This window comes from Atopobium sp. oral taxon 810 str. F0209 (assembly GCF_000466405.1).
In the GTDB taxonomy this organism is placed as follows: Bacteria; Actinomycetota; Coriobacteriia; order Coriobacteriales; family Atopobiaceae; genus Olegusella.
Genome location: NZ_KE952966.1, coordinates 110,354 through 130,125, shown reverse-complemented (window position 1 = coordinate 130,125; position 19,772 = coordinate 110,354). Strand labels below are relative to the sequence as shown.

The following is a 19,772-nucleotide window of genomic DNA, read 5'->3' as shown; positions in this document are numbered from 1 at the left end:
TATCATAAACTTACGTTCGAAAGTTTTCAAGCTTTTTTATGAAATGGAGCAGGCCATGGAGAATTCCAAGCACTTTGGTTCTTTGACTGCACGCATGCAGGCATTCCGCAAAGAAGTGCTCGATGAAAAGCCCTTTGTTGACGCTGAGCGCGCTGTTCTCTGCACTGAGTCTTACAAGCAGAGCACAAACCAACCTCCCGTTCTCCGCCGTGCTCTCTCTTTCGCTCATATTTTGGACAACATGAGCATTTATATTGAGGACAAAACGCTGCTCGCAGGAAATCAAGCAAGCAAAAACTGCAATGCACCAGTGTTTCCCGAGTACACACTAGGTTTTGTCATGGATGAGCTGGATCTTTTTGACAAACGTGACGGCGATGTTTTCTATGTAACCGACGAAGACAAAGCTCGTATTCGTGAGATTGCACCATATTGGGAAAACAACACTCTGCGCGATCGCGGTATGGCTCTGCTTCCCGACGAGGTTTCAGTCTTTATGGAGACGGGTCTTTTTGGCATGGAGGGTAAACTCAATGCAGGTGATGCTCACCTCGCCATCAATCATGCCCGCCTGCTACGTGAGGGTCTACGCGGCTATGAGGAACGTGCGCGCGCAGCCAAAGAAGCGCTTGATCTCACCGATCCCGAATCTGTTGATAAGCTGGCCTTTTATCGTGCCGTTCTCATTGTAATTGAGGCCACCCGTCGCTGGGCTCAGCGCTATGCTGATCTTGCTTTTGAGCTTGCTCAAGCTGAGACCGACCCCATCCGCAAGGCAGAGCTTACCCGTATGAGCGAGATTTGCGCCAAGGTTCCCTATGAACCCGCAAACAGCTTCCGCGAAGCCATTCAAACCGTGTGGTTCTCCCAGGTTTTGCTACAGATTGAGTCCAACGGTCACTCACTCTCTTATGGCCGTTTTGATCAGTACATGCTGCCCTATTACCAAGCAGATCTTGCAAGCGGTACCATCACTCGCGACGAAGCGCTTGAACTGCTTACTAATCTCTGGATTAAGTCTCTGACTGTCCAAAAAATCCGCAGTCAATCGCATACGCTATCTTCAGCTGGCAGCCCCATGTACCAAAATGTCACCATTGGCGGCCAAACCACCGAGCACAAAGATGCAGTTAATGAGCTGTCCTATCTTGTGCTGCAATCAGTTGCACAAACCCGCCTGACCCAGCCCAATCTCACTGTGCGCTATCACGCCAATATCGACAAGAAATTCTTAGACGAGTGCGTTGAAGTGATGAAACTCGGCTTTGGTATGCCCGCCCTCAACAACGACGAAGTCATCATCCCCTCATTTATCAACTGGGGCGTCGCTGAAGAAGACGCCTATAACTACTCTGCAATCGGCTGCGTTGAGACTGCGGTTCCTGGCAAGTGGGGTTATCGCTGCACTGGCATGAGTTATCTCAATTTCCCTCGCCTGTTGCTCTGCGCAATGAACGGTGGTGTGGATCTCACGAGCGGTCGACGCTTCACCAAAGACTATGGTCACTTCACCGATATGCAAAGCTACGATGAGCTCTTTGCCGCATGGGACAGCACGATTCGCGAAATGACCCGCTACTCTGTCATTGTTGAGAACTTTATTGACAAGGCTTCCGAGCACGATGTTCCCGACGTGCTTTGCTCGGCACTCACCGATGACTGTATTGCTCGCGGCAAAACTATCAAAGAAGGCGGTGCCGTCTATGACTTTATCTCTGGATTGCAGGTAGGCCTTGCCAACATGGCAGATAGTCTTGCTGCTATCAAAAAACTTGTCTTTGAAGAGAAAGCCATCACTACACAGCAGTTGTGGGATGCCATCCTCGACGACTTCCAATCTGAAGAGAGCCAGCGCATTCAAATGTTGCTCATTGAAAATGCTCCCAAGTATGGCAACGACGATGACTATGTCGACCAACTTGCAGTCGAGGCCTACGAGCCTTATATCCAAGAAATTGAGCATTATCCTTCGACTCGCTATATGCGTGGACCTGTTGGTGGCATCCGCTATGCTGGCACAAGCTCTATTTCCGCAAACGTTGGCCAGGGTATGGGCACCATGGCAACCCCCGACGGACGTCACGCACATGCACCTCTTGCCGAGGGTTGTAGTCCTGCTCACAACTGTGACAAGCAGGGACCCACGGCGGTCTTTAAATCCATCACCAAGCTTCCTACCGAAAAGATTACCGGCGGTGTTTTGCTCAATCAAAAAGTTACACCCATGATGCTTTCTCGCGAGGAAAACAAGCAAAAGCTCGAAATGATGCTGCGTACCTTCTTTAACCGCCTGCATGGCTATCATGTACAGTTCAACGTGGTGTCTCGCGAAACTCTGCTTGACGCCCAGGCACATCCCGAAAACCACAAGGATTTGATTGTGCGCGTAGCTGGCTATAGTGCCTTCTTTAACGCACTTTCAAAAGCAACACAGGATGACATTATTGGACGTACCGAACAGACAATATAAGTAAGATAGAGCTTGAGTTGTGCAGTAGGCACACAGGCAAACGGAGGGGTCTCATGGAATTTTTTATCGATAGCGCAAACATCGAAGACATCAAGGAACTCAATGCCATTCTTCCTATTGATGGCGTAACAACCAACCCCACTATTCTCACTAAATCGGGTAAGTCTCCCGAACAGGCGCTTGCCGATATTTTTGAGGAGCTCAGCGAAGATCAAAAGGTCTTTGTGCAGGTAATTGCCACCGATTATGAAGGAATCCTCAAAGAGGCTCGTATGATCGCTTCTTTACGTGGCGGTAAAAACATGTTAGTCAAGATTCCTGTAAGTCGCGAGGGTCTGCGGGCAATACCTGCCGTCAAGGCAGAGGGCATCAATATTTTGGCTACGGGTATCTATTCGCCCGACCAAGCGTTCTGGGCAGCCAAAGCTGGTGCAGATTATCTGGCTCCTTACGTCAATCGTATGTGCAACTACGGCGATGGTGTTGGCCAGGTAGCTGAGCTCGTGGATACGCTGGCAATTTACAATATCGACTCCAAGGTCTGCGCTGCTTCCTTCAAAAATGTCGATCAGGTACATCAGTTGCTCGCCGCAGGTTGCCCCGCTTTGACCGTTGCTCCCGATGTCATCCGTGCCATGATTGATCACCCTGGTACCACTATCGCCGTTGACGAGTTTTCCGCCAACTGGCAGAAGGCTTACGGTCGCAATACTCTCGAAGCGTAATTTTCGACGCCTTTTGCACTGCTTTCTGCATCTCATGTGCACTACTTGATATTTGACTATTGCCAACCATGGCCATAATCGCAACCCCAAATTGCCTCCCATTCCTGGTGTCCAAGGACTGGGAGGCAATTCATACAGCATTCTTCCAACCACGCCCATCTCCCATAAGCGATTTGTCAAATACCTTTCTGGACGCACCTTCCCTCCACAGGCGGTTCAACATGCACCTTTTACCTGCGCCTTCCCCACATCCGGTTCAATACGCACCTTTTTACCCACATCAGGTTCAATAAGCACCCTTTTACCCACAGGCGGTTCACAATGCACCCTTGCGCCAATTTTTACCTGGCCTTTTCTCGCGCACTCAGTACGCTTTTGAACCGCCTGTGAAAAAGTGGCCGCAACGGGTTCAATATGCACCTTTCCAACCATGCTTCCCCCACAGGCGGTTCATAATGCATCTTTTTACTTGCGTCGGGTTCAAAATGCGCCCTTGCGCTAGTTTTTATCTGGGGTTTCTCGAGTCGTTTGGTACGGTTTTGAACCGTCTGTGAGAAATGCAAGACAACGGGTTCACAATGCACCTTTTTATTTGCAGAAGGTTCATAAAGCACCCGCAGCAAAAAAATGAGCAGCACTTTTGTGGAAGCAGAGCGACGCTTTTGAACCGTTTGTGGGAGTCGGGGACGATGCGGCCGTTTGTGAAAGGCTTGCGACGGTATTGAACCATTTGTGGGAGGCTGACTGCACTCGTCGTATTCACTGCAACCCGCACGGCACACCAACACACGGCAGAAAAGCGAATGTTTTATGGACTTAACTTTTTAAAAAATGACCAATGCCTTTATCCCTCAACTGTGCTAACCTACTTCAGACCAATTTAATATTGATTCTCATTTTCGAATTCGAATTGAGCTTACTTTTAAATTTGTCACCCGCTTGAGTGCCGAATTACTCGTCTGAGCAGCTCAAAAATCACTTCAAAATGAGAATCAGACGAACGTGCAAGGAGATATGATGCACAAGAAATTCGGTAAAACGCTAGCAGTTACATTAGCAGCAGTCCTTCTAGCTCTTCCCTTGACAGCCTGTGGTATTTCTGGCAAGCAAGCTGCAGGTTCTGGCAGCACTACCGCCCAGTCTGGTGCAAAAAAGACCGTCTACACGACCTTCTTCCCCATCTATGACCTCACCAAAACCATCGCCGGCGACAAGATGAACATCGAAATGATTATCACCGGCAACCAAGAGCCTCACGACTTTGAACTCCAGGCTTCTGAAATGGGCAAAATTTCCGAAGCAGATCTCATCATTTATAACGGTGCGGGAATGGAATCCTTCATTGGCGACCTCAAAGAGACTGCCAAAGATGACAACAAGTTCCTTGATCTTTCTGAAGGTCTCACCCTACTCAAAAGCGAAGACGATGAGGAAGAAGAGCATGAGCACTCCGGCAGCGAGGATCATAACGAGGAGTCCGAGGAGCACGAGCACCACCATCATCACCACGGTGGTATCAACCCCCATACATGGCTAAGCATCAAGAATGCAAAAATGGAGCTCAACGCTATCTACGAGAAGCTCTCTGCAATTGATCCTGACAATGCTGAGTACTACAAAAAGAACCTTGATGAAGCAACTGCCAAGTTTGACGCTCTCGACAAGAAGTTCCAAGAGAAAATTTCTTCTGTCCCTGAAGACCAGCGTTACCTCATCGTTTCACACGCTGCATTCAACTATCTTGCCAATGACTATGGTCTAAAGCAGGTCGCAGTAACTGGTATTTCCCCCGAAGACGAGCCTTCTGCTCAGCAGCTTGCCACAATTGCCGACTTTGTTAAGCAGCACAAGGTCAGCACGATCTTCTTTGAGGGCACCGCAACTCCCAAGGTTGCTGAAACTCTCGCAAAAAATACCGGCGTAAAGACCGCCAGCATCTATACTATGGAAAGCGTTACCGATGAGGAGAAGGACCTTGGTTACCTTGGCCTCATGGAACGCAACCTTGACATGATTATGAAGTCTTTCGATAAGTAGATTTTCTTATGGCAAACGCGCTAGCTATCAGCGACTTAAGTTTTTCGTACGAACAGGAATCCGTCCTGCATCAGCTGAACCTCTCAGTTGATGCAGGGCAGTTCCTGGCCCTTATTGGTGAAAATGGTGTTGGCAAGTCTACCTTGATGAATTTAATCTTGGGCAGGCTCAAACCAAGCTCCGGCAAAATAAGTCTCTTTGGTGACGACCACGCCATCGACAATCACTATCGCGACATTGCCTATGTTTCACAGAATGCAGTATTGGGCTACAAGTATTTTCCCACTACGGTTGAAGAAGTAGTGCGCATTGAGCTTCGCCATCTTAAAAAGAAGGCAAGCATTACCGAGCTTCTAGCGACAGTAGAACTTGAAGATCACGCAAATCGCCGCCTCAGTGAACTCTCGGGTGGTCAGCTTCAGCGTGTAGGACTCCTTTTGGCACTAGCAAAAGACGCTCGTCTCATCCTTCTTGACGAACCAACCTCAGGAATCGACAAGATTTTTTCAGCTGAGCTCTATCAGATTTTACGCGGGCTTGCCGATGAAGGACGCGCGATTGTACTAGTAACACATCACCCGGCTGAGGCGACGAATTTTGTCGACAGAGTTGTTCGTCTTAAAAACGGTAGCTGCTCTGAACTGGACCCCAAGCTGTGGAAGGGAGGCATGGAAGGCCTTGTTTAAGTATGAATTTATGCAACGTGCCTTTATGGTAGGCAGTATTTTGGCAATTATCTTGCCTTGCATTGGTCTTCCTATCATACTCAAGCGCCTATCAATGATGGGTGATACTCTTTCACATGCTTCGCTAGCTGGCGTTGCTGCAGGTCTTTGCTTTGGTTTTAATCCATTGCTGGGATCTATTGCTGCCTGCGTTATTGCAGGTCTTGCAACCGAACTCATGAGCAGCAAACTCAAAGCTTATCAAGAAATTTCTGCTGTTATCGTACTTGCTACAGCAATTGGCCTGGCAGGCATCTTTACTAGCCTCGCGGGTAACAGTAACTCCATTAGCTCCTATCTTTTTGGTTCCATCGTGACCATTAGTGATATGGAGTTTTACCTCGTCATCATTATTGCCTGTGTCGTTGTCATTGCTTATCGTCTACTTTATGACAAGCTATACCTCAGTGTGCTCGATCCCGAAGCCGCAGCACTTCTTGGCATCAAGGCAAAGACCTTAAGCTTTGCATTTTCTTTTATGGTAGCCATTACGGTTTCCATCGCCGCAAAGACCATCGGCTCACTCATCGTATCTTCACTTCTTGTTGTACCAGTCATTGGCGCTATGCAGCTGGGTCGCACCTATAGAGGTACTTTGGCTATTGCCATCGTTATTTCGCTCATTTCGGTGTATGCAGGTTTATTTATTTCGTACTACTACAACCTGCGCCCCGGTGCGGTAATTGTACTGATTAGCGTTTTTATTCTCGTTATTAGTTTGATTGTGAAAAAACATTAGGAACTTCCAAAAATGAATAATCCAAAGAGAGTGGCACTTTCTGCTGTCCTTTGTCTCGCGCTTGCCGCGAACGCTTGTAGCTACGGTCAAAAACCCACTTCTCCTGCTGCCCAAAACCAAAAAGAAGCTTCCGCAGCAATCCAAAAGAAAACTCAGAACTTCTAAGTAGACCACACTACTGAGGTCTTAATCGACTCCAAAGTTGACTCCAACGAGATTGTGAAGGTGGTTCGGCACGGTGATCATTGGCATGTCTTTACCAAAGACGGTCGTGAAATTATCACTTATACCGACCCTGCCAAGGCAAAAAGTTCTCGTGACCTCAAAAAGACTGCCAAGGTTGTCACGGGCAAGGAGCTCGATAACATCGATCCTAACACCGTGGTCAAAATTCTCCAGCACGGCAATCACTGGCATATTTTTACTGCTGGCGGCTCTGAGTTTGTAACTTACACTGACCCTCGCCCCTACTACCCTCATGCAATAGTAGGTACCTACACGGGTTCTCACGCTGATCACAGTAGCTCCAAGCTCAATATCCAGCAGGCAAGGACCAACAAAACCACAGCCAACCCCACAGGCGCAAAGCAAAACAAGAGTCTGCCCAAACTACCTGGCGGCCTAAGCATTGTTCGTGTCGTAGGCTTGCGCGAGCTATCCCTGCAGCCTATCGTTCGCATCGCCAAACACGGTGATCATTGGCATGCCTATACCAAGGATGGTAGCGAGTTCATCACACATGACAATCCGGCGCGTATCTTCCCCAATATCAAAATCGAAAACTATATTGGTGAGCATGGCAAACCTAACAAGCCAAGCAAAACTAAAGTAACCCCTATCAAGCAGGATCCCAATGACCCCAAACGCATCGTGGGTATCGAACATCACGAAGATCACTGGCATTTGCGTCATGCTGATGGTACCGAAAGCATTACTCGCGATGACCCCAGCAATCTTTACCCTGATATCAAGATTGAAGAGTACGATCCCACTCACGGTAAGCATTTTGACCCTGTAAAAGATAACGAGCGTTTTGAATATGATGATGTGGAAGCAAAGCTAATCGTACCTTTAGACAAACTTAGCTACGGCGGTGCAACTCACACCACACGTTTTGACAAGAGCCGCAATGCTTTTGTCATTCCTCACTATGATCACTATCACTATGTCAGTATCGATACCATCATTCAGTTCTGCCGTGATGGTGGTTCTACCTTTGGTTCTGATAATGCCCGCGATGTTGTTGCTACTCTCAAGTATTTGGTACTCCACCCCGAAGCACGACCCGAAGGCAAAGACGGCTGGGGAAATGCCGCAACTGTTGATAAAGATGGGACACAACCCGCTGAAGATAACAATCCGGACGAAAATCAAAACGAAAAAGAAGCCCCGGAGGTTGAGAAGAAGGCCATCCGCATCGTACAGGCCAACAAGGGTTGCTGGGTTGTCTACTTTGAGGATGGCAGCTATACCAGCGTCTATTCCAACTCCAAGTCAAAGTATCCCGGTATTACCATCGAACAAGCAGAGTCCAAAAGCCCTAATGCGGGCATGAGCGACCAAGAGATAATTGCCAAGTACAGCGCGCTCTACGGTATGAGCGAAGACGAGTTTAATGATGCCTTCTTTGAGCTTCCCAATGTCAAACTAAAAGACATTGTCTTCAACAATGATGGCACCGTTGTCGTATATGGAAAGACCTATAATTTCAAGGCGCTAGCTGGCAAAAACTAATCAGCCACCAGGAGCTGAACGGCTATTAGATGAGGGAGGAGCTTTACGTTCCTCCCTTTTTCTTATGACTTAGCATCAAAACTGCTTTACTTACATTATTTGTATTGCAATCAGCAAAACAATGCAGTACAAAATATAGACAAAGTAGGAGGTATTTTATGAAAGATGCAACGGTCAGCGCACGCGTTGAATATGATGTGAAAAATGAGGCAGAGGCTATACTGCAGCAGCTTGGTATACCGGCATCTGTAGTAATCAATTCACTCTACCGCCAGATTATCTACAGACACGGTGTCCCATTTCCCCTGACACTCCCATCCATTCCAGAGACTGCAGATGAAATGACATCAGAAAGATTGAGTGCAAAACTTGCTCACAGCTACGAGCAATCCAAAGCGAAGCAAGGTAGAGCTTATCAAGACGTGTTTGCTGATCTTGAGCAGGAGCTTCCCTAATGGATACCTATCAAGTCATCATCACACCTGATGCTGAAGAGGACTTAAGAAAGCTCAGAGACTATATTGCTGACATGCTTTTATTCCTGAGACCGCAAAAAGTTATCTCCATCTTGCAAGATATGTTGAAATCCAATGATTAAATCAAAATACACGGCGTTTCTTGAGCAGAATAATAAGTAACCAACAAACAAGCACGGTAAGTAAGCTAATCAGGGTAAAACCGTGTACGGTATTGGCAAAAGGCATCCAACGTGTATCGACGTTCATACCATAAAAACCCGAGATAATTGTCGGAATTGACAGTACAACAGTGATGACTGTTAAACGGCGCATAACCTCATTAAGGCGCAGATCCATTACCGAAGACATCAGATCACGCGTACCATCAATAACGTTGCGATAAATTTGTGCCATCTCAATTGCCTGCTGATGCTCCATAACAGCATCTTCAAGCACTTCATTAAGCCCTTCATGCCGCAGAAGTCGAGACGAACGACGCAGGCGTCCAAGCACATTGGCATTACCCTGCAACGAGGTTGATAGGTATACCAACGATGACTCTAGAGCATGCAAATCAAAAAGGTCAGATTCGTTGATGTTACGATCCATTCTCCCTTCAAGAGCAAGTCGCTTACGGTCAATATCTACCAACACCTGCTGATAAAACACACCTAAACGCAGCAAAATACTGCAAGCAAAGCGGCTATGTCGCCAAGTCGAGAACCCGCGTACCTTGCCTGATGAAAAATCATCCAGCAGAGCAAAACGCTCCGAGCAAATCGTAATAACATTCGACTTGGTCAGAATAATACAGAGAGGCACTGTGTTGCGTGCCTGCTCACCATGGATCTCACCCGATGAGGGTACATCGACCAATATCAGCATGGTGTCACCCTCATACTCCACACGCGCCTTTTCCTCAAGGTCAGTCGCAGACAGCACATCATCGCGCTCAAGCCCAAAGGCATCAGCAATCGTATCTACTTCATCAAGCGTTGGCGCGCTTAACCTTATCCAACTGCCATCACCCATATCATCCACTGGTGAGGTTACGCGACCTTCAGTTCGAAACATCTCAATCAACGCATACCTCCCCATCTGCAAGTCATCAAAATATCGGTGACGGCATCCATTTCATGCAAAGAAAGCCTAGCACAGGAAAGCCGCCTATTTCTCGTTACCCAAGAAATGGGTGGCTATTCGTATGAGAGCAGAACTTAGACACATACTTTCCAGCACAGGCAAGTTTCTCTGCTTAAAGCACAGGTGGGGTACAAACCGCAAATATAACCCGCAAACACAAACCGCAAATGGTTCAAGTTTCGGGGTAAGCAAGCATAAACGCGCAGGTCACATTTTTCTATAGCTCGAAAAACGAACCATCTATCGAAATTGTGGTAGTGCGGGAAAAGCCACCGTTCATCCCTACTCGCAAAGGGTTTGTTTTTCTCGTTTTGCTTTACAAATGTCCTGGTAAATTTTGGGTCGGTGGGGAACTATGAACCTAATTCGCTGCCCGCTGATAAATTATGAATCCAATTCCGATGGAGCTGATGAATCGTAAACTGTTTTGTGTATTACAGTCCCGCGCTGTAGCACGTATTGCGTCAAGATGTCGTATTACAGTAATTACCCATCTATCCGCACAAATACAAATGAGCAGAATTAAGAGATTCAAGATTAAAAAAAATTAACCTATATAGTAGGGCAAACACCACGGTAGGTATTACCGACGTAGAAGCCATATACATTCGGCAATGACTTTCTTCCCTTATCACTGGAGCTATTGGAGAATTCATCATTGATAGCTGCGAAACGTATGCGAGGTGAGTACTTGTAATTGTATGAATTCAAGAGCAGGATTGTCTTAATATCGAAAAGATCACGCAAACGGACAGGAAGCGAACATGCACCTCGAAATGACCCCCGCATGGGACAAGGTCTTTGCAAAGAGCGAAAAGGTCGACCACGAGAAGGTCGAGTTTCATAATCGCTACGGTACTTGGCTAGCAGCGGACCTCTACAAACCGAAGGACGCGCAAGGCAAGCTTGCCGCCGTCGCCATCGCAGGCCCTTTCGGTGCCGTGAAGGAGCAGTCAAGCGGCCTCTACGCCCAGACGCTGGCTGAGCGCGGTTTCCTGACCATAGCCTTCGACCCGAGTTTTACCGGCGAGAGCGGCGGACAGCCCCGCTACATGGCCTCACCCGACATCAACACCGAGGACTTCCAAGCAGCAATTGACTACCTCAGCAACCGCGACGACGTCGACCTGAAGAAGATCGGCATCCTCGGCATCTGCGGCTGGGGCGGCATGGCCCTCAACGCCGCGGCACTCGACACGCGCGTGAAGGCGACCGTGACCTCCACCATGTACAACATGAGCCGCGTGAACGCCAACGGCTACTTCGACTCCGGAGATAGTGCAGAGGTGCGCAACGTCATGAAGCGCCAGCTCAACGCCTTGCGTACCACTGAATACGCATCCGACGTGTACTCGCGCGCAGGCGGTGTTGTAGACCCTGTGCCCGAGGACGCACCCTTCTTCGTGAAGGACTACCACGACTACTACAAGACGCCTCGCGGTTACCATCCCCGCTCTCTTAACTCCACGAACGGCTGGAACGCGATCGGCTGCATGTCCTTCATCAACCAGCCCATCTGCTGCTACACAAACGAGATCGAAAGCGCAGTACTCATGATTCACGGCGAGAAGGCCCACAGCTGCTACTTCAGCCGCGACGAGTACACCAAGATGACCGAGGGCAGCCCCTACGCCGCTAACAAGGAGCTCATGATCATCCCCGGTGCTGTTCACACCGACCTCTACGACGGAGGTCCGAACAGCGACCTCATCCCCTGGAACAAGATAGCCGCTTTCTACGCCGAGTATCTCAAATGATGTCACGATTCCTGTGAAGGACTAGCTGAGTCACTCATACTATGCACGATCCAGAGCCTGAGCCTACACGATGCAGATACTGGCCGTGCCAATTAGATTTGTGGCACAAGCATCTTGCTGATAGACACGTAGATAAGCATATTAATCCTCAAGCGCCATCCCTTGATAGTTCAAGCCCCAATTTCGCATAGCATCAATAATAGGGCGTAAGCTTTGCCCTAGCTCTGTCAGGCTGTATTCAACACGCGGTGGTACCTCGGGAAACACTCGTCGCACTATCAGACCATGCTTCTCCATGTCACGCAGATTACTCGTGAGCACCTTCTGGGAGATACCTCCCACCGAGCGTTGCAACTCGCGAAAGCGCATGGGTTGGGAAAGAAGATCGCGCATGATAAGAAGTCGCCACTTGCCTCCTATGAGCTGGGCAGTTGTCTCCACAGGGCAGGCAGGCAGATCAGAGCGATGTGGACGAGCGTCATTGCGATACTCGGTAAAACTTTCATTTGCAGCTGCGCACATTGCTATCTACCTCCTAGAATCTTCTTCATCATTGACCACGACAACCTTCCCAAAGCCATCTGAGTCCTCAAGAAACGCATGGGCGTCTGCCATATGTGAAAGCGAGAAGACCCGTACGGGCACAACGTCAACATGTTCGCGCTCAACAAATGAGAAGAGTTCATCCAGGTGCAACTGGTCAACGTTATCCGAATAGAAGCTTGTGATATAGCCATTGGGCGGAAGGTCCACGATGGGATCAAAGCCATCCATATACCACGCTCCACCAAGCTGCCCTGTACTGCATACAATGCCGTATTCACGCACAACACGACAGCTATCTTTAAGTGTGGCGGGACCTATAAGCTCAAGCACACGATCGAGTTGTCGCCCTCCAAGCTGCACATGTCCGTCTACATCAAGTACGACCTCATCAAAACCTGCTTGAAGCAGCGAGACAGTCCTCTTGGCCGATCTTGTACTCCCTAGGAGATGAACGTGCGGAAATGCCGCCCGTACAAGCTGCGCAAATGCAACACCAACGCCGCTTGTTGCACCTCTGACCAGTACAGACTGTCCATCCTCAAGGCGAAGATTCTTGAATGACCCAAAGGCGGTGTAGTAGGTCTCGGGCAGGGCAGCGAGCGTTACCCAAGGAAGCATTGAGGTTACAGGGTAGATTTGCTCGTTAGGGATGAGCACATACTCAGCATAACTGCCATCAAAGGCACGACCCATCTCCCCCATAAGCGATACCACATGCTGTCCCGTAGGCAAGCGCTTCTCGTCCGTACTTAGGGCAATTTTTCCTACACACTCTATCCCCAATACACGGGGAAACTGTACCGAAGGTGAGAGCCCCTGACGCGTAAAGACCTCGGAATGATTGAGCCCACGTGCCATTATGTGGACCAGAGACCAGCCTGAACGCAACTCAGGAACTGGAAGTGTCTCTTCTATGAGCTTCTCAGGACCACCAGGCTCATGTATGACGATTGCACGCATGGTGTACGGCAGGTTCGTGGTACATGACTTGTTCATGGATCTCCCCTACCTACTTGCAACGAGGCGGTGCACGAAATCTGTAGCAGGATGGGCCACAAGTTCCTCGGGCGTACTGTACTGCTGCAGCGCACCACCGTCTACCACAGCGATTTTTGTGGCTAAACGAAGCGCCTCTTGGATATCGTGTGTCACGAAGACTACGGTAATGCCCGTCTCGTCAAAGATCCGTCTCAGCTCGCGCTGGAGTTGAGAACGTGTGATAGCATCCACAGCTCCAAAGGGTTCATCCATAAGCAAGATGCTTGGTGAAGCAGCAAGTGCGCGAGCTATGCCTACGCGCTGGCGCTGGCCACCAGAGAGCTCATCGGGATAGCGATCGAGCAAGCTCTCGTCGAGCCCGACAATGCCCGTCCACTTGCGCACTGCAGCCTTGGTACGTGTGTGATCATCACCATTCCAAAGGCTTGGAACATATGCTATGTTTTCCTCAACGCACATGTGAGGAAAGAGCACGCTCCCTTGAATGGCATAGCCGATGTTCCGGCGCAGAAGAATCAGATCCTGATCACGAACGTTCTTCCCATCTACAAAAACGTCTCCCGAAGTTGGTTCAATAAGGCCATTTACCATCTTCAAGAGAGTAGTCTTACCACCGCCTGACGATCCTATGAGGCAGACAAACTCACTGCGAAAGATGTCAAAGGAAATGTTGTTCACCGCCACGTTACCATCGTATTCCTTGCTCACGTGCTGGAACCGTATGGCTATGTCCTTCTCGGCAGCCGACTCGACGGCGAGCTCGTTCATGACAGCAAATTCGCTCATAGCAAGAGACCTTTCTTCTCGAGATATGTGCGCGCAACGTCTTCAGGCTCGGCGCCTCCGCTTTCCACTGCATAGTTCATAGCAGACATATCTGCATCTGTAATGGTGTCATCGAGCTTTGAAAGGATTTGCCGGAGTTCAGGATGCTCCCTAAGCACTTGTGTACGGACCACATTTCCGCATAGATATGATGAGAAAAAGCTACGGTCGTCTTCAAGGACCACTGAGTCCGAAGTGCTTAGCTGGCCATCTGTGGTGAATACGACCATGACATCAATCTGACCGTCGGCAAGTGCCTGATATTTAAGCCCAATGTCCAAATCCATAGTATTGCCAAAGCTCATGCTATAGGCATCACACAGCGCTTGGTAGCCGTCCTTACGCTCAAAGAAGTCATACTCAGCACCCAAGGTTAATTTATCTGCATGTTTTGCAAGGTCAGAGTAGGTATGGACGCCATAACGCTCGGCAATCTCTTTGCGCACCACAAGGCCATAGGTATCGTTAAAGCCGTACATCCCTAGCCACTCAAAGCCAAGCTTATCCGCATAATCCTGCTGTAACTGTCCAAACTTGTCTTCTGAATAGGCATCCTCACGCTTGAGCACAGCATTCCAGGCGGTACCCGTGTACTCGGGATAGATGTCAAACTCACCCGATTCCATGGCCGGTTCTATGTTTGAGGTACCACCACCCACACCCTCGGTGAGCTCAACGGTCAAATCACTATTTTGTTCAATAAGGTCTTTGAGCATGTAACCCATGATGTATTGCTCGGTCATGGGCTTAGTTGCTACATGGATGGTCATGTTCGTGGTGGGTGCCAATGCGAATATGATCGCCGCCAGCGCCAATAAACGAGGCAATGCCGGCCAACGCTATGGTCATAGTAGCCATACTACGTATGCCACTCATGATATAAGGCAGTGCTAAAGGCAGCTTGATACGACGCATAATCTGTCCATCGGTGGACCCCATACCACGCGCCGCCTCTATAAGGTTAGGGTCAACGTTAGTAAGACCCGTATAGGTGCCACGCACCATAGGAAGCAACGCATATACAGTAAGCGCTATGACTGCCGTCGCATTGCCAACGCCCGAAAGCGGAATCAGAAAGCCCAGCATCGAAATGGAAGGAATAGTGTAGAGAAAGTTGACCACCGCAAGGGATGGTTTGGCGATGCGCTGGCGCTCCGCCATGATCATGCCAAAGATACCACCCACCACAATAGCGATGGTGATAGCCAGACCAGAAATAGCCAGATGCTCTGCCACAAGCTCACCAAAGAACGTCGCCCGACTGGTGAGAAGTTTCCACATAGATCCAAGCATGAAAATCTCCTATCGGCGCACGATAGCTTTGGCGGGACAGATCTCAAAACAGCGACCACAGTGCAGACAGGACTTCTGGTGAATGCTAAAGGGCACCCCAGCTTCAATGCAATGCTGCGGGCACAGCCTCTGGCACGTTCCACACCCAATGCAGGCATCTGTGATCTTAAAGCCGCGCTCGCGGGGTGCGGTGCCACCCAAACCAAAAACTTGTCTGGAGATAGGCGTACAACCCAAATCAAAAAGCTCGAGCCCGCCAGAATCAAGGAAAAACGCCTCCAAGATATAACGACTCTTCCCTGGATACACGCCCTCCATAGAAGGATTCTGCTCAAAGATACGGTCAATTGTCTGATGCTGCAGTTCGTTGGGAACGCGCTTCACCTCGCCATTCAGCCGCACGGACTGTCAATCCTTGTTAAGGCCGGCTATCGCCACCTACGGACGTCGAAGCAACTGGGCATAGAAGTCTTTACCGCGCGCAGTACAAAAATAGATTCTTCCATCCTCTACGAGCATGATATCGATAACGCGTATCTGCGGAAGGTTCTTCTCATCCACTGTCGCAAAGCAGACGTCTCGCATGTCTCGAAGCATCTTGAGCAAATCGTTTGCCTGCATCTGAGCCTCATTCCCCGCGCCAATGGTGGTCACTGATCTTTTGCTATGCATATGTCGTGTCCCGATATTATCAACTCCATGCTTTCCCATAGGAAGTAGGCACCTTTTGGTAACTATTGGTGATGGACAATCTCACCTCATAGCCCGTCTTAGCAACCTCGGCGAGATCATCGAAGAGTTCCCCGCATTGCTCCGGCTTCCAGTCGTAATTTCACTGGTAGATGAGTAACATCATTCGGCTCCTGTATGCCCTGCCCTGCTCATATGTAATTTGAGGAGCCGTTGATGGGGTTCTCTCGCTGCGCTTGATTCGCTATTTCATCGATGCCTAGCTCACATGTTCTTTGCGAGGTTAAAGCGATGGTGGACCTCTTTGCCTAGCGCCGCAACCTTCTCCAGTGTTTCCCTCGTGCACACGAACAGGATGTAGCTGTCGCTGTCGATGTCCATCGACGCGACGCAGAACCCCTGCTGCAACCATTTTTCATCAAGGATGCTGCACCACGTTGGAATGTCACCCTCTTCTTTCAGCCACTCTATCTTTAACTCAAGGTGGTGCCTATCCGACAGCGCTTTCATCTGCTGCGCGAACTCATCCCTTTCTTCTTTCCAGTCCAGCTCGATAGCCGCACCGGTGACGATCATCTCGTCGGCGATCCCAATCCAAACGATCTTGTCGTCCGCCTCGTCCCCCTCAAAGCCCCTGTCCTCATAGCGGTCTGAGTTCGCTCGGAAGTATTCCTGCGGATCCTTGAGGCAGGACTCCAGCCTGGACAGCGACGCCACATCATCTACCAAAAGCTCGATTATTCTCTGGTAGGAGGAGGCGTCTTTCTCCATTGACGTGGCAGCTCTCGCTGGTTTCGCAGCTTCCTTATTCGGCCCTATCTCTACGATGACTTCCCAGTCTCGAACGTTCGGAACCACACCATCATCCAGAAGTCCGTGGAGCAGCTCCTGTACCACTCCCGCACTTACCCCGTCCTTTCCATAGATAACGGAGCTGGATTCCTGTCCCACATGCGCAATATTAACTTCGAAGTGGAACTGCGCCGAATCATCATCCCAACAGACCTGCGCAAAACTGCACACATAACCATCATCCTTGGTTGGGATTGGCTCCGATGGTGTCAGGATCATGAATTCCGCATCGCCGGCTTTTATTGCATCCAGCTGACGCTCTATCTCCCCCATCGAAGGGTTGGCTTGCTCCGCCTCGTCAACCTCCATCGTCCAGGTTTGATATGTCTTCTCCGAGGAGTTAGCCGTATCCTCCGTTGCGCTATCCTTGCCAAATTCCGCTTCGACATCGATGAGGTGCACGTAGACGCCCGAGACCTTTCCCGCTGCATCGTAGCCGAAGTAGACGGGGTAGTAGCCATCCCCAAAGCCGGATGAGAAAATCGGCAAGTCGCAGTCGGTTCCCGGAATCCGCCAGTTGAGCCAGTCCCCCAGCTCACTCTGATATTTTGGATGCCTCTTGTAACTCTCCTCCAAGAGGTCACTGAATAGATCGTTGAAGGGGTCGATGCTGTCGTCTTCGCTTTCGCGTTTCTGCCAATATGCATGGAAGGCTGTCTGCGTCGCCTCGTCCACAATGCAGGCCATACCGGCGTCGACACCAAAGCCGAAGAAGTCGCCCTCGTCAAACTCCTGATCCAGCCTCTCCCTTCCCGTCATCGCCAGCTCATAGCGAACCGGGATCTTGCTGCTGACTTCTACCTTGGCACAGGCGTAGCGAATACCCTGGTCACTGTCGGAGACGCTGAGCTTGACCGGATATGATCCTGCCGGAATCGTCTGGATATAAGGTGTGGCCTCGCCCAGCACGACCAGGGGGTCGCAAGCGACCACGCGCCCGGTCGGGAAATGCACCGTGCCCAGATCAAGAACGTCCAAGTCAGCCTCTCCGACCTTCTGCTTTTTGAAGTAGGATTCCAGGTCGGCTCTGCAGTCGAATCGCGCCTTGACTTCCTCCCAACGGCTCAGCCAGTCGGCCTCTGCGCCTGCGTCTACCGTACCCACAGCAGCACCCATACCGTCCTGCGATACACCCGCCTGGTCCTCCTGTGCTGGTACTGCCCGTGCAAACGATCCATTGGTCTTGCCAGAGCATGCCCGCTCTACCATGGTCCTAATTCGACTTTTGCGATAGACCGATCCGGCAGCGATGGGCAACACAAGAAGGGGCAGGCAAAAGATTGCACCATACAGGGCCTGGAACCCATACTGCCCCGAGCCATCGTGGAATGCAGCGAAGTGGTCTATCGCGCCTGCTATCCAATCGAAGACGGCTCCGCCACCTGCAAAGAGCAGAATAGCGAGCTCTGCCACGAGAAGCAGAAGAAAGACGAACATCGTCCCTCGCGCGACGCGATCGCAGATTCCCATCCTCTCTTCCACGGAAAGCTGTCCTGCGCCAGGCACGTCTTCGAACCACTTGATAGCACGTTCCTCTTTTGTCATGGAAACCTCACTTTATATAGTTTCTCGCAGCGGCGGACTGGCCTGTTCCTCTCGTCACATCTCACTCATGATATTCAAGTGCGGCAGGACCCCATCCGCATGATCTCATCCCTTGTGTGTTGGCAGACGCGGAACACCTCATGGCAACCCCCAATCGGGATGAGAGCTTAGATGCCACTTGCCACAGTATGGGCAGTTATATGCCCTCAAATATGCCGTTTTGCTCGTACCTGCAAGGCGTGTCGCAACGAGCAGCGCATCCAAGCGCGTATCATACGCGCGTTTGGACCCACACATCCTTCCCCATCTGGATTGCGGGAATTTCGTACGATGGTCACGTCTTTTGGTACGCTCGCGTTCCTTGCGCGCTCTCCTCTGCCGCCTCCGCGTGCTTCCGTTCTTGCTGGACATAAAAGCACTTCCGTCCTCGTTCGAAAGCCAGATATCCCATCGCCCAGACCATGATAGTGCAAGAGCCAGACATAAATTCGGCTGAGGATTCAGATGTTGACTGGCTGCCTCATCGAGGTGGCGGAAGGTATTGCATCCCTAACGAGCATGGTACGCATAGCAGCCATTTGGATGTCAGCCAACGCAAAGTTCACAACGCATCCCTCGCCGATCTTATCGTGCGGCCCCAGGATGTAGTGCGCAGCTATCTGGTAGATCATTTCGGTCGGCGCAATGCCAAAGACCTGCCACTCGAGGATGTGCCGCAGACGCTCGTAATCATCGAGAATCGCCGCCCTCATCCTCTCGCTGCCGCAAAGTCGCTTTACAATTTCGGTAATGTAGAGGCTCTCTTCATATGCAGGTCAGCAAAGGTGGTGTACGTGGAGTCGTCAAAGTAGTCAGGATTCTCGCCCTCAAGCATGTCAGCTCCTAAATATCGTTGACCAAGCTACACTGAGTGCCAGTTCCAACCAGCTCTATTATGTTTATACTCCCAAAATCAAAAAATATTTGAGTTTTGGGAGCAATTATGAGATAAAGCGGGCTCATAGCTAGGCCCGAGTATCTCAATCTGTATTGACGAATTTACTCGCATGAAAGTCAAAACTGAACAATTGCGATAAGAAATATGCACGTTCTTTTATGATTATCTATCTCGAAATTTAAACTATGTGCAGGTTGTGCTCTTCTAGGCGATGGGGTTCTGTGACTTGTCTAGCCACCATCCTTCGAAAGGCGGGTTTTTAGACCCCTCTTCGCTCTGAGGGCCGATATGCGCCAT

General features: G+C 49.9%; 20 protein-coding genes. 9 read left to right on the top strand and 11 right to left on the bottom strand.

Annotated features, from left to right (window positions below; all coding sequences use genetic code 11):
- Positions 1-55 precede the first annotated feature (55 nt).
- Both HMPREF9069_RS07870 and HMPREF9069_RS07865 read left to right on the top strand, forming a co-directional pair.
- Positions 56-2,470 carry a glycyl radical protein gene (locus HMPREF9069_RS07870; RefSeq protein ID WP_035438865.1) on the top strand — a complete coding sequence of 805 codons (2,415 nt, stop codon included), beginning with the start codon at positions 56-58 and terminating at the stop codon, positions 2,468-2,470.
- A gap of 53 nt (positions 2,471-2,523) precedes the next feature.
- Positions 2,524-3,195 (top strand): transaldolase family protein, encoded by a 672-nt coding sequence (locus tag HMPREF9069_RS07865; protein ID WP_021626725.1) that lies wholly within the window; start codon positions 2,524-2,526, stop codon positions 3,193-3,195.
- A 216-nt stretch (positions 3,196-3,411) separates the two neighbouring features.
- Here the strand turns inward: HMPREF9069_RS07865 and HMPREF9069_RS07860 are convergent, their stop codons facing one another.
- Positions 3,412-3,627 (bottom strand): hypothetical protein, encoded by a 216-nt coding sequence (locus HMPREF9069_RS07860; protein WP_021626724.1) that lies wholly within the window; start codon positions 3,625-3,627, stop codon positions 3,412-3,414.
- A 585-nt stretch (positions 3,628-4,212) separates the two neighbouring features.
- Here HMPREF9069_RS07860 and HMPREF9069_RS07855 point away from each other — a divergent pair.
- The 6 genes from HMPREF9069_RS07855 (at position 4,213) to HMPREF9069_RS09300 (ending at position 9,028) form a co-directional block, all read left to right on the top strand.
- Positions 4,213-5,232, top strand: coding sequence for a metal ABC transporter substrate-binding protein (locus tag HMPREF9069_RS07855; RefSeq protein WP_035438864.1), 1,020 nt, complete (start codon positions 4,213-4,215; stop codon positions 5,230-5,232).
- 8 nt (positions 5,233-5,240) lie between these two features.
- The gene (locus tag HMPREF9069_RS07850; protein ID WP_021626721.1) at positions 5,241-5,918 is read left to right on the top strand and encodes a metal ABC transporter ATP-binding protein; all 678 of its coding nucleotides are present in this window, start codon (positions 5,241-5,243) and stop codon (positions 5,916-5,918) included.
- Positions 5,911-6,696, top strand: coding sequence for a metal ABC transporter permease (locus tag HMPREF9069_RS07845; protein WP_021626720.1), 786 nt, complete (start codon positions 5,911-5,913; stop codon positions 6,694-6,696). Before HMPREF9069_RS07850 ends, HMPREF9069_RS07845 begins: the two co-directional genes overlap by 8 nt.
- Positions 6,697-6,921: 225 nt before the next feature.
- Positions 6,922-8,430, top strand: a complete 1,509-nt coding sequence (locus HMPREF9069_RS07840; protein WP_051317827.1) for a hypothetical protein — start codon at positions 6,922-6,924, stop codon at positions 8,428-8,430.
- A gap of 158 nt (positions 8,431-8,588) precedes the next feature.
- Positions 8,589-8,885, top strand: coding sequence for a type II toxin-antitoxin system RelB/DinJ family antitoxin (locus HMPREF9069_RS07835; protein ID WP_021626717.1), 297 nt, complete (start codon positions 8,589-8,591; stop codon positions 8,883-8,885).
- The gene (locus tag HMPREF9069_RS09300) at positions 8,885-9,028 is read left to right on the top strand and encodes a hypothetical protein (protein ID WP_021626716.1); all 144 of its coding nucleotides are present in this window, start codon (positions 8,885-8,887) and stop codon (positions 9,026-9,028) included. Before HMPREF9069_RS07835 ends, HMPREF9069_RS09300 begins: the two co-directional genes overlap by 1 nt.
- Before the next feature lies 1 nt (position 9,029).
- On the opposite strand, the gene HMPREF9069_RS07830 is transcribed toward HMPREF9069_RS09300, so the two are convergent.
- Positions 9,030-9,962, bottom strand: a complete 933-nt coding sequence (locus HMPREF9069_RS07830) for a magnesium transporter CorA family protein (RefSeq protein ID WP_232204063.1) — start codon at positions 9,960-9,962, stop codon at positions 9,030-9,032.
- An 833-nt stretch (positions 9,963-10,795) separates the two neighbouring features.
- Here HMPREF9069_RS07830 and HMPREF9069_RS07825 point away from each other — a divergent pair.
- Positions 10,796-11,788 (top strand): alpha/beta hydrolase, encoded by a 993-nt coding sequence (locus HMPREF9069_RS07825; RefSeq protein WP_021626714.1) that lies wholly within the window; start codon positions 10,796-10,798, stop codon positions 11,786-11,788.
- Between the two features lie 141 nt (positions 11,789-11,929).
- Here the strand turns inward: HMPREF9069_RS07825 and HMPREF9069_RS07820 are convergent, their stop codons facing one another.
- From HMPREF9069_RS07820 to HMPREF9069_RS09635, 9 genes are all read right to left on the bottom strand, one after another.
- A complete protein-coding gene (locus HMPREF9069_RS07820) occupies positions 11,930-12,310 on the bottom strand; it encodes a winged helix-turn-helix transcriptional regulator (RefSeq protein ID WP_021626713.1) in 381 nt (126 codons plus the stop codon).
- Positions 12,311-12,316: 6 nt separating this feature from the next.
- The gene (locus HMPREF9069_RS07815) at positions 12,317-13,330 is read right to left on the bottom strand and encodes a zinc-binding dehydrogenase (RefSeq protein WP_232204062.1); all 1,014 of its coding nucleotides are present in this window, start codon (positions 13,328-13,330) and stop codon (positions 12,317-12,319) included.
- Positions 13,331-13,339: 9 nt separating this feature from the next.
- The gene (locus tag HMPREF9069_RS07810; protein WP_021626711.1) at positions 13,340-14,119 is read right to left on the bottom strand and encodes an ATP-binding cassette domain-containing protein; all 780 of its coding nucleotides are present in this window, start codon (positions 14,117-14,119) and stop codon (positions 13,340-13,342) included.
- Positions 14,116-14,901 (bottom strand): glycine betaine ABC transporter substrate-binding protein, encoded by a 786-nt coding sequence (locus HMPREF9069_RS09645; protein WP_232204061.1) that lies wholly within the window; start codon positions 14,899-14,901, stop codon positions 14,116-14,118. Before HMPREF9069_RS09645 ends, HMPREF9069_RS07810 begins: the two co-directional genes overlap by 4 nt.
- Before the next feature lie 4 nt (positions 14,902-14,905).
- Entirely contained in the window at positions 14,906-15,451 is a 546-nt protein-coding gene (locus HMPREF9069_RS09640) for an ABC transporter permease (RefSeq protein ID WP_021626709.1), read from the bottom strand.
- Positions 15,452-15,460: 9 nt separating this feature from the next.
- The gene (locus HMPREF9069_RS09460; protein WP_021626708.1) at positions 15,461-15,835 is read right to left on the bottom strand and encodes a 4Fe-4S binding protein; all 375 of its coding nucleotides are present in this window, start codon (positions 15,833-15,835) and stop codon (positions 15,461-15,463) included.
- 54 nt (positions 15,836-15,889) lie between these two features.
- Positions 15,890-16,072, bottom strand: a complete 183-nt coding sequence (locus HMPREF9069_RS09455; RefSeq protein ID WP_232204060.1) for a pyridoxamine 5'-phosphate oxidase family protein — start codon at positions 16,070-16,072, stop codon at positions 15,890-15,892.
- A gap of 333 nt (positions 16,073-16,405) precedes the next feature.
- Positions 16,406-18,538: a DUF4241 domain-containing protein gene (locus HMPREF9069_RS09450; protein WP_021626706.1), complete on the bottom strand. Its 2,133-nt coding sequence runs from the start codon at positions 18,536-18,538 to the stop codon at positions 16,406-16,408.
- 500 nt (positions 18,539-19,038) lie between these two features.
- Positions 19,039-19,290, bottom strand: a complete 252-nt coding sequence (locus HMPREF9069_RS09635; RefSeq protein WP_035438854.1) for a hypothetical protein — start codon at positions 19,288-19,290, stop codon at positions 19,039-19,041.
- Positions 19,291-19,772 lie beyond the last annotated feature (482 nt).

Excerpts from the sequence above, each read along its gene's own strand:
- HMPREF9069_RS07825 (WP_021626714.1), top strand. The coding sequence starts at position 10,796 with ATGCACCTCGAAATGACCCCCGCATGGGACAAGGTCTTTGCAAAGAGC.
- HMPREF9069_RS07830 (WP_232204063.1), bottom strand. The coding sequence starts at position 9,962 with ATGTTTCGAACTGAAGGTCGCGTAACCTCACCAGTGGATGATATGGGT.
- HMPREF9069_RS09455 (WP_232204060.1), bottom strand. The coding sequence starts at position 16,072 with ATGCAGGCAAACGATTTGCTCAAGATGCTTCGAGACATGCGAGACGTC.
- HMPREF9069_RS07855 (WP_035438864.1), top strand. The coding sequence starts at position 4,213 with ATGCACAAGAAATTCGGTAAAACGCTAGCAGTTACATTAGCAGCAGTC.
- HMPREF9069_RS07815 (WP_232204062.1), bottom strand. The coding sequence starts at position 13,330 with ATGAACAAGTCATGTACCACGAACCTGCCGTACACCATGCGTGCAATC.
- HMPREF9069_RS09450 (WP_021626706.1), bottom strand. The coding sequence starts at position 18,538 with ATGACAAAAGAGGAACGTGCTATCAAGTGGTTCGAAGACGTGCCTGGC.
- HMPREF9069_RS09300 (WP_021626716.1), top strand. The coding sequence starts at position 8,885 with ATGGATACCTATCAAGTCATCATCACACCTGATGCTGAAGAGGACTTA.
- HMPREF9069_RS09635 (WP_035438854.1), bottom strand. The coding sequence starts at position 19,290 with ATGAGGGCGGCGATTCTCGATGATTACGAGCGTCTGCGGCACATCCTC.
- HMPREF9069_RS07865 (WP_021626725.1), top strand. The coding sequence starts at position 2,524 with ATGGAATTTTTTATCGATAGCGCAAACATCGAAGACATCAAGGAACTC.
- HMPREF9069_RS09640 (WP_021626709.1), bottom strand. The coding sequence starts at position 15,451 with ATGCTTGGATCTATGTGGAAACTTCTCACCAGTCGGGCGACGTTCTTT.
- HMPREF9069_RS07870 (WP_035438865.1), top strand. The coding sequence starts at position 56 with ATGGAGAATTCCAAGCACTTTGGTTCTTTGACTGCACGCATGCAGGCA.
- HMPREF9069_RS09645 (WP_232204061.1), bottom strand. The coding sequence starts at position 14,901 with ATGACCGAGCAATACATCATGGGTTACATGCTCAAAGACCTTATTGAA.
- HMPREF9069_RS07860 (WP_021626724.1), bottom strand. The coding sequence starts at position 3,627 with ATGGTTGGAAAGGTGCATATTGAACCCGTTGCGGCCACTTTTTCACAG.
- HMPREF9069_RS07835 (WP_021626717.1), top strand. The coding sequence starts at position 8,589 with ATGAAAGATGCAACGGTCAGCGCACGCGTTGAATATGATGTGAAAAAT.
- HMPREF9069_RS07820 (WP_021626713.1), bottom strand. The coding sequence starts at position 12,310 with ATGTGCGCAGCTGCAAATGAAAGTTTTACCGAGTATCGCAATGACGCT.
- HMPREF9069_RS07850 (WP_021626721.1), top strand. The coding sequence starts at position 5,241 with ATGGCAAACGCGCTAGCTATCAGCGACTTAAGTTTTTCGTACGAACAG.
- HMPREF9069_RS07810 (WP_021626711.1), bottom strand. The coding sequence starts at position 14,119 with ATGAGCGAATTTGCTGTCATGAACGAGCTCGCCGTCGAGTCGGCTGCC.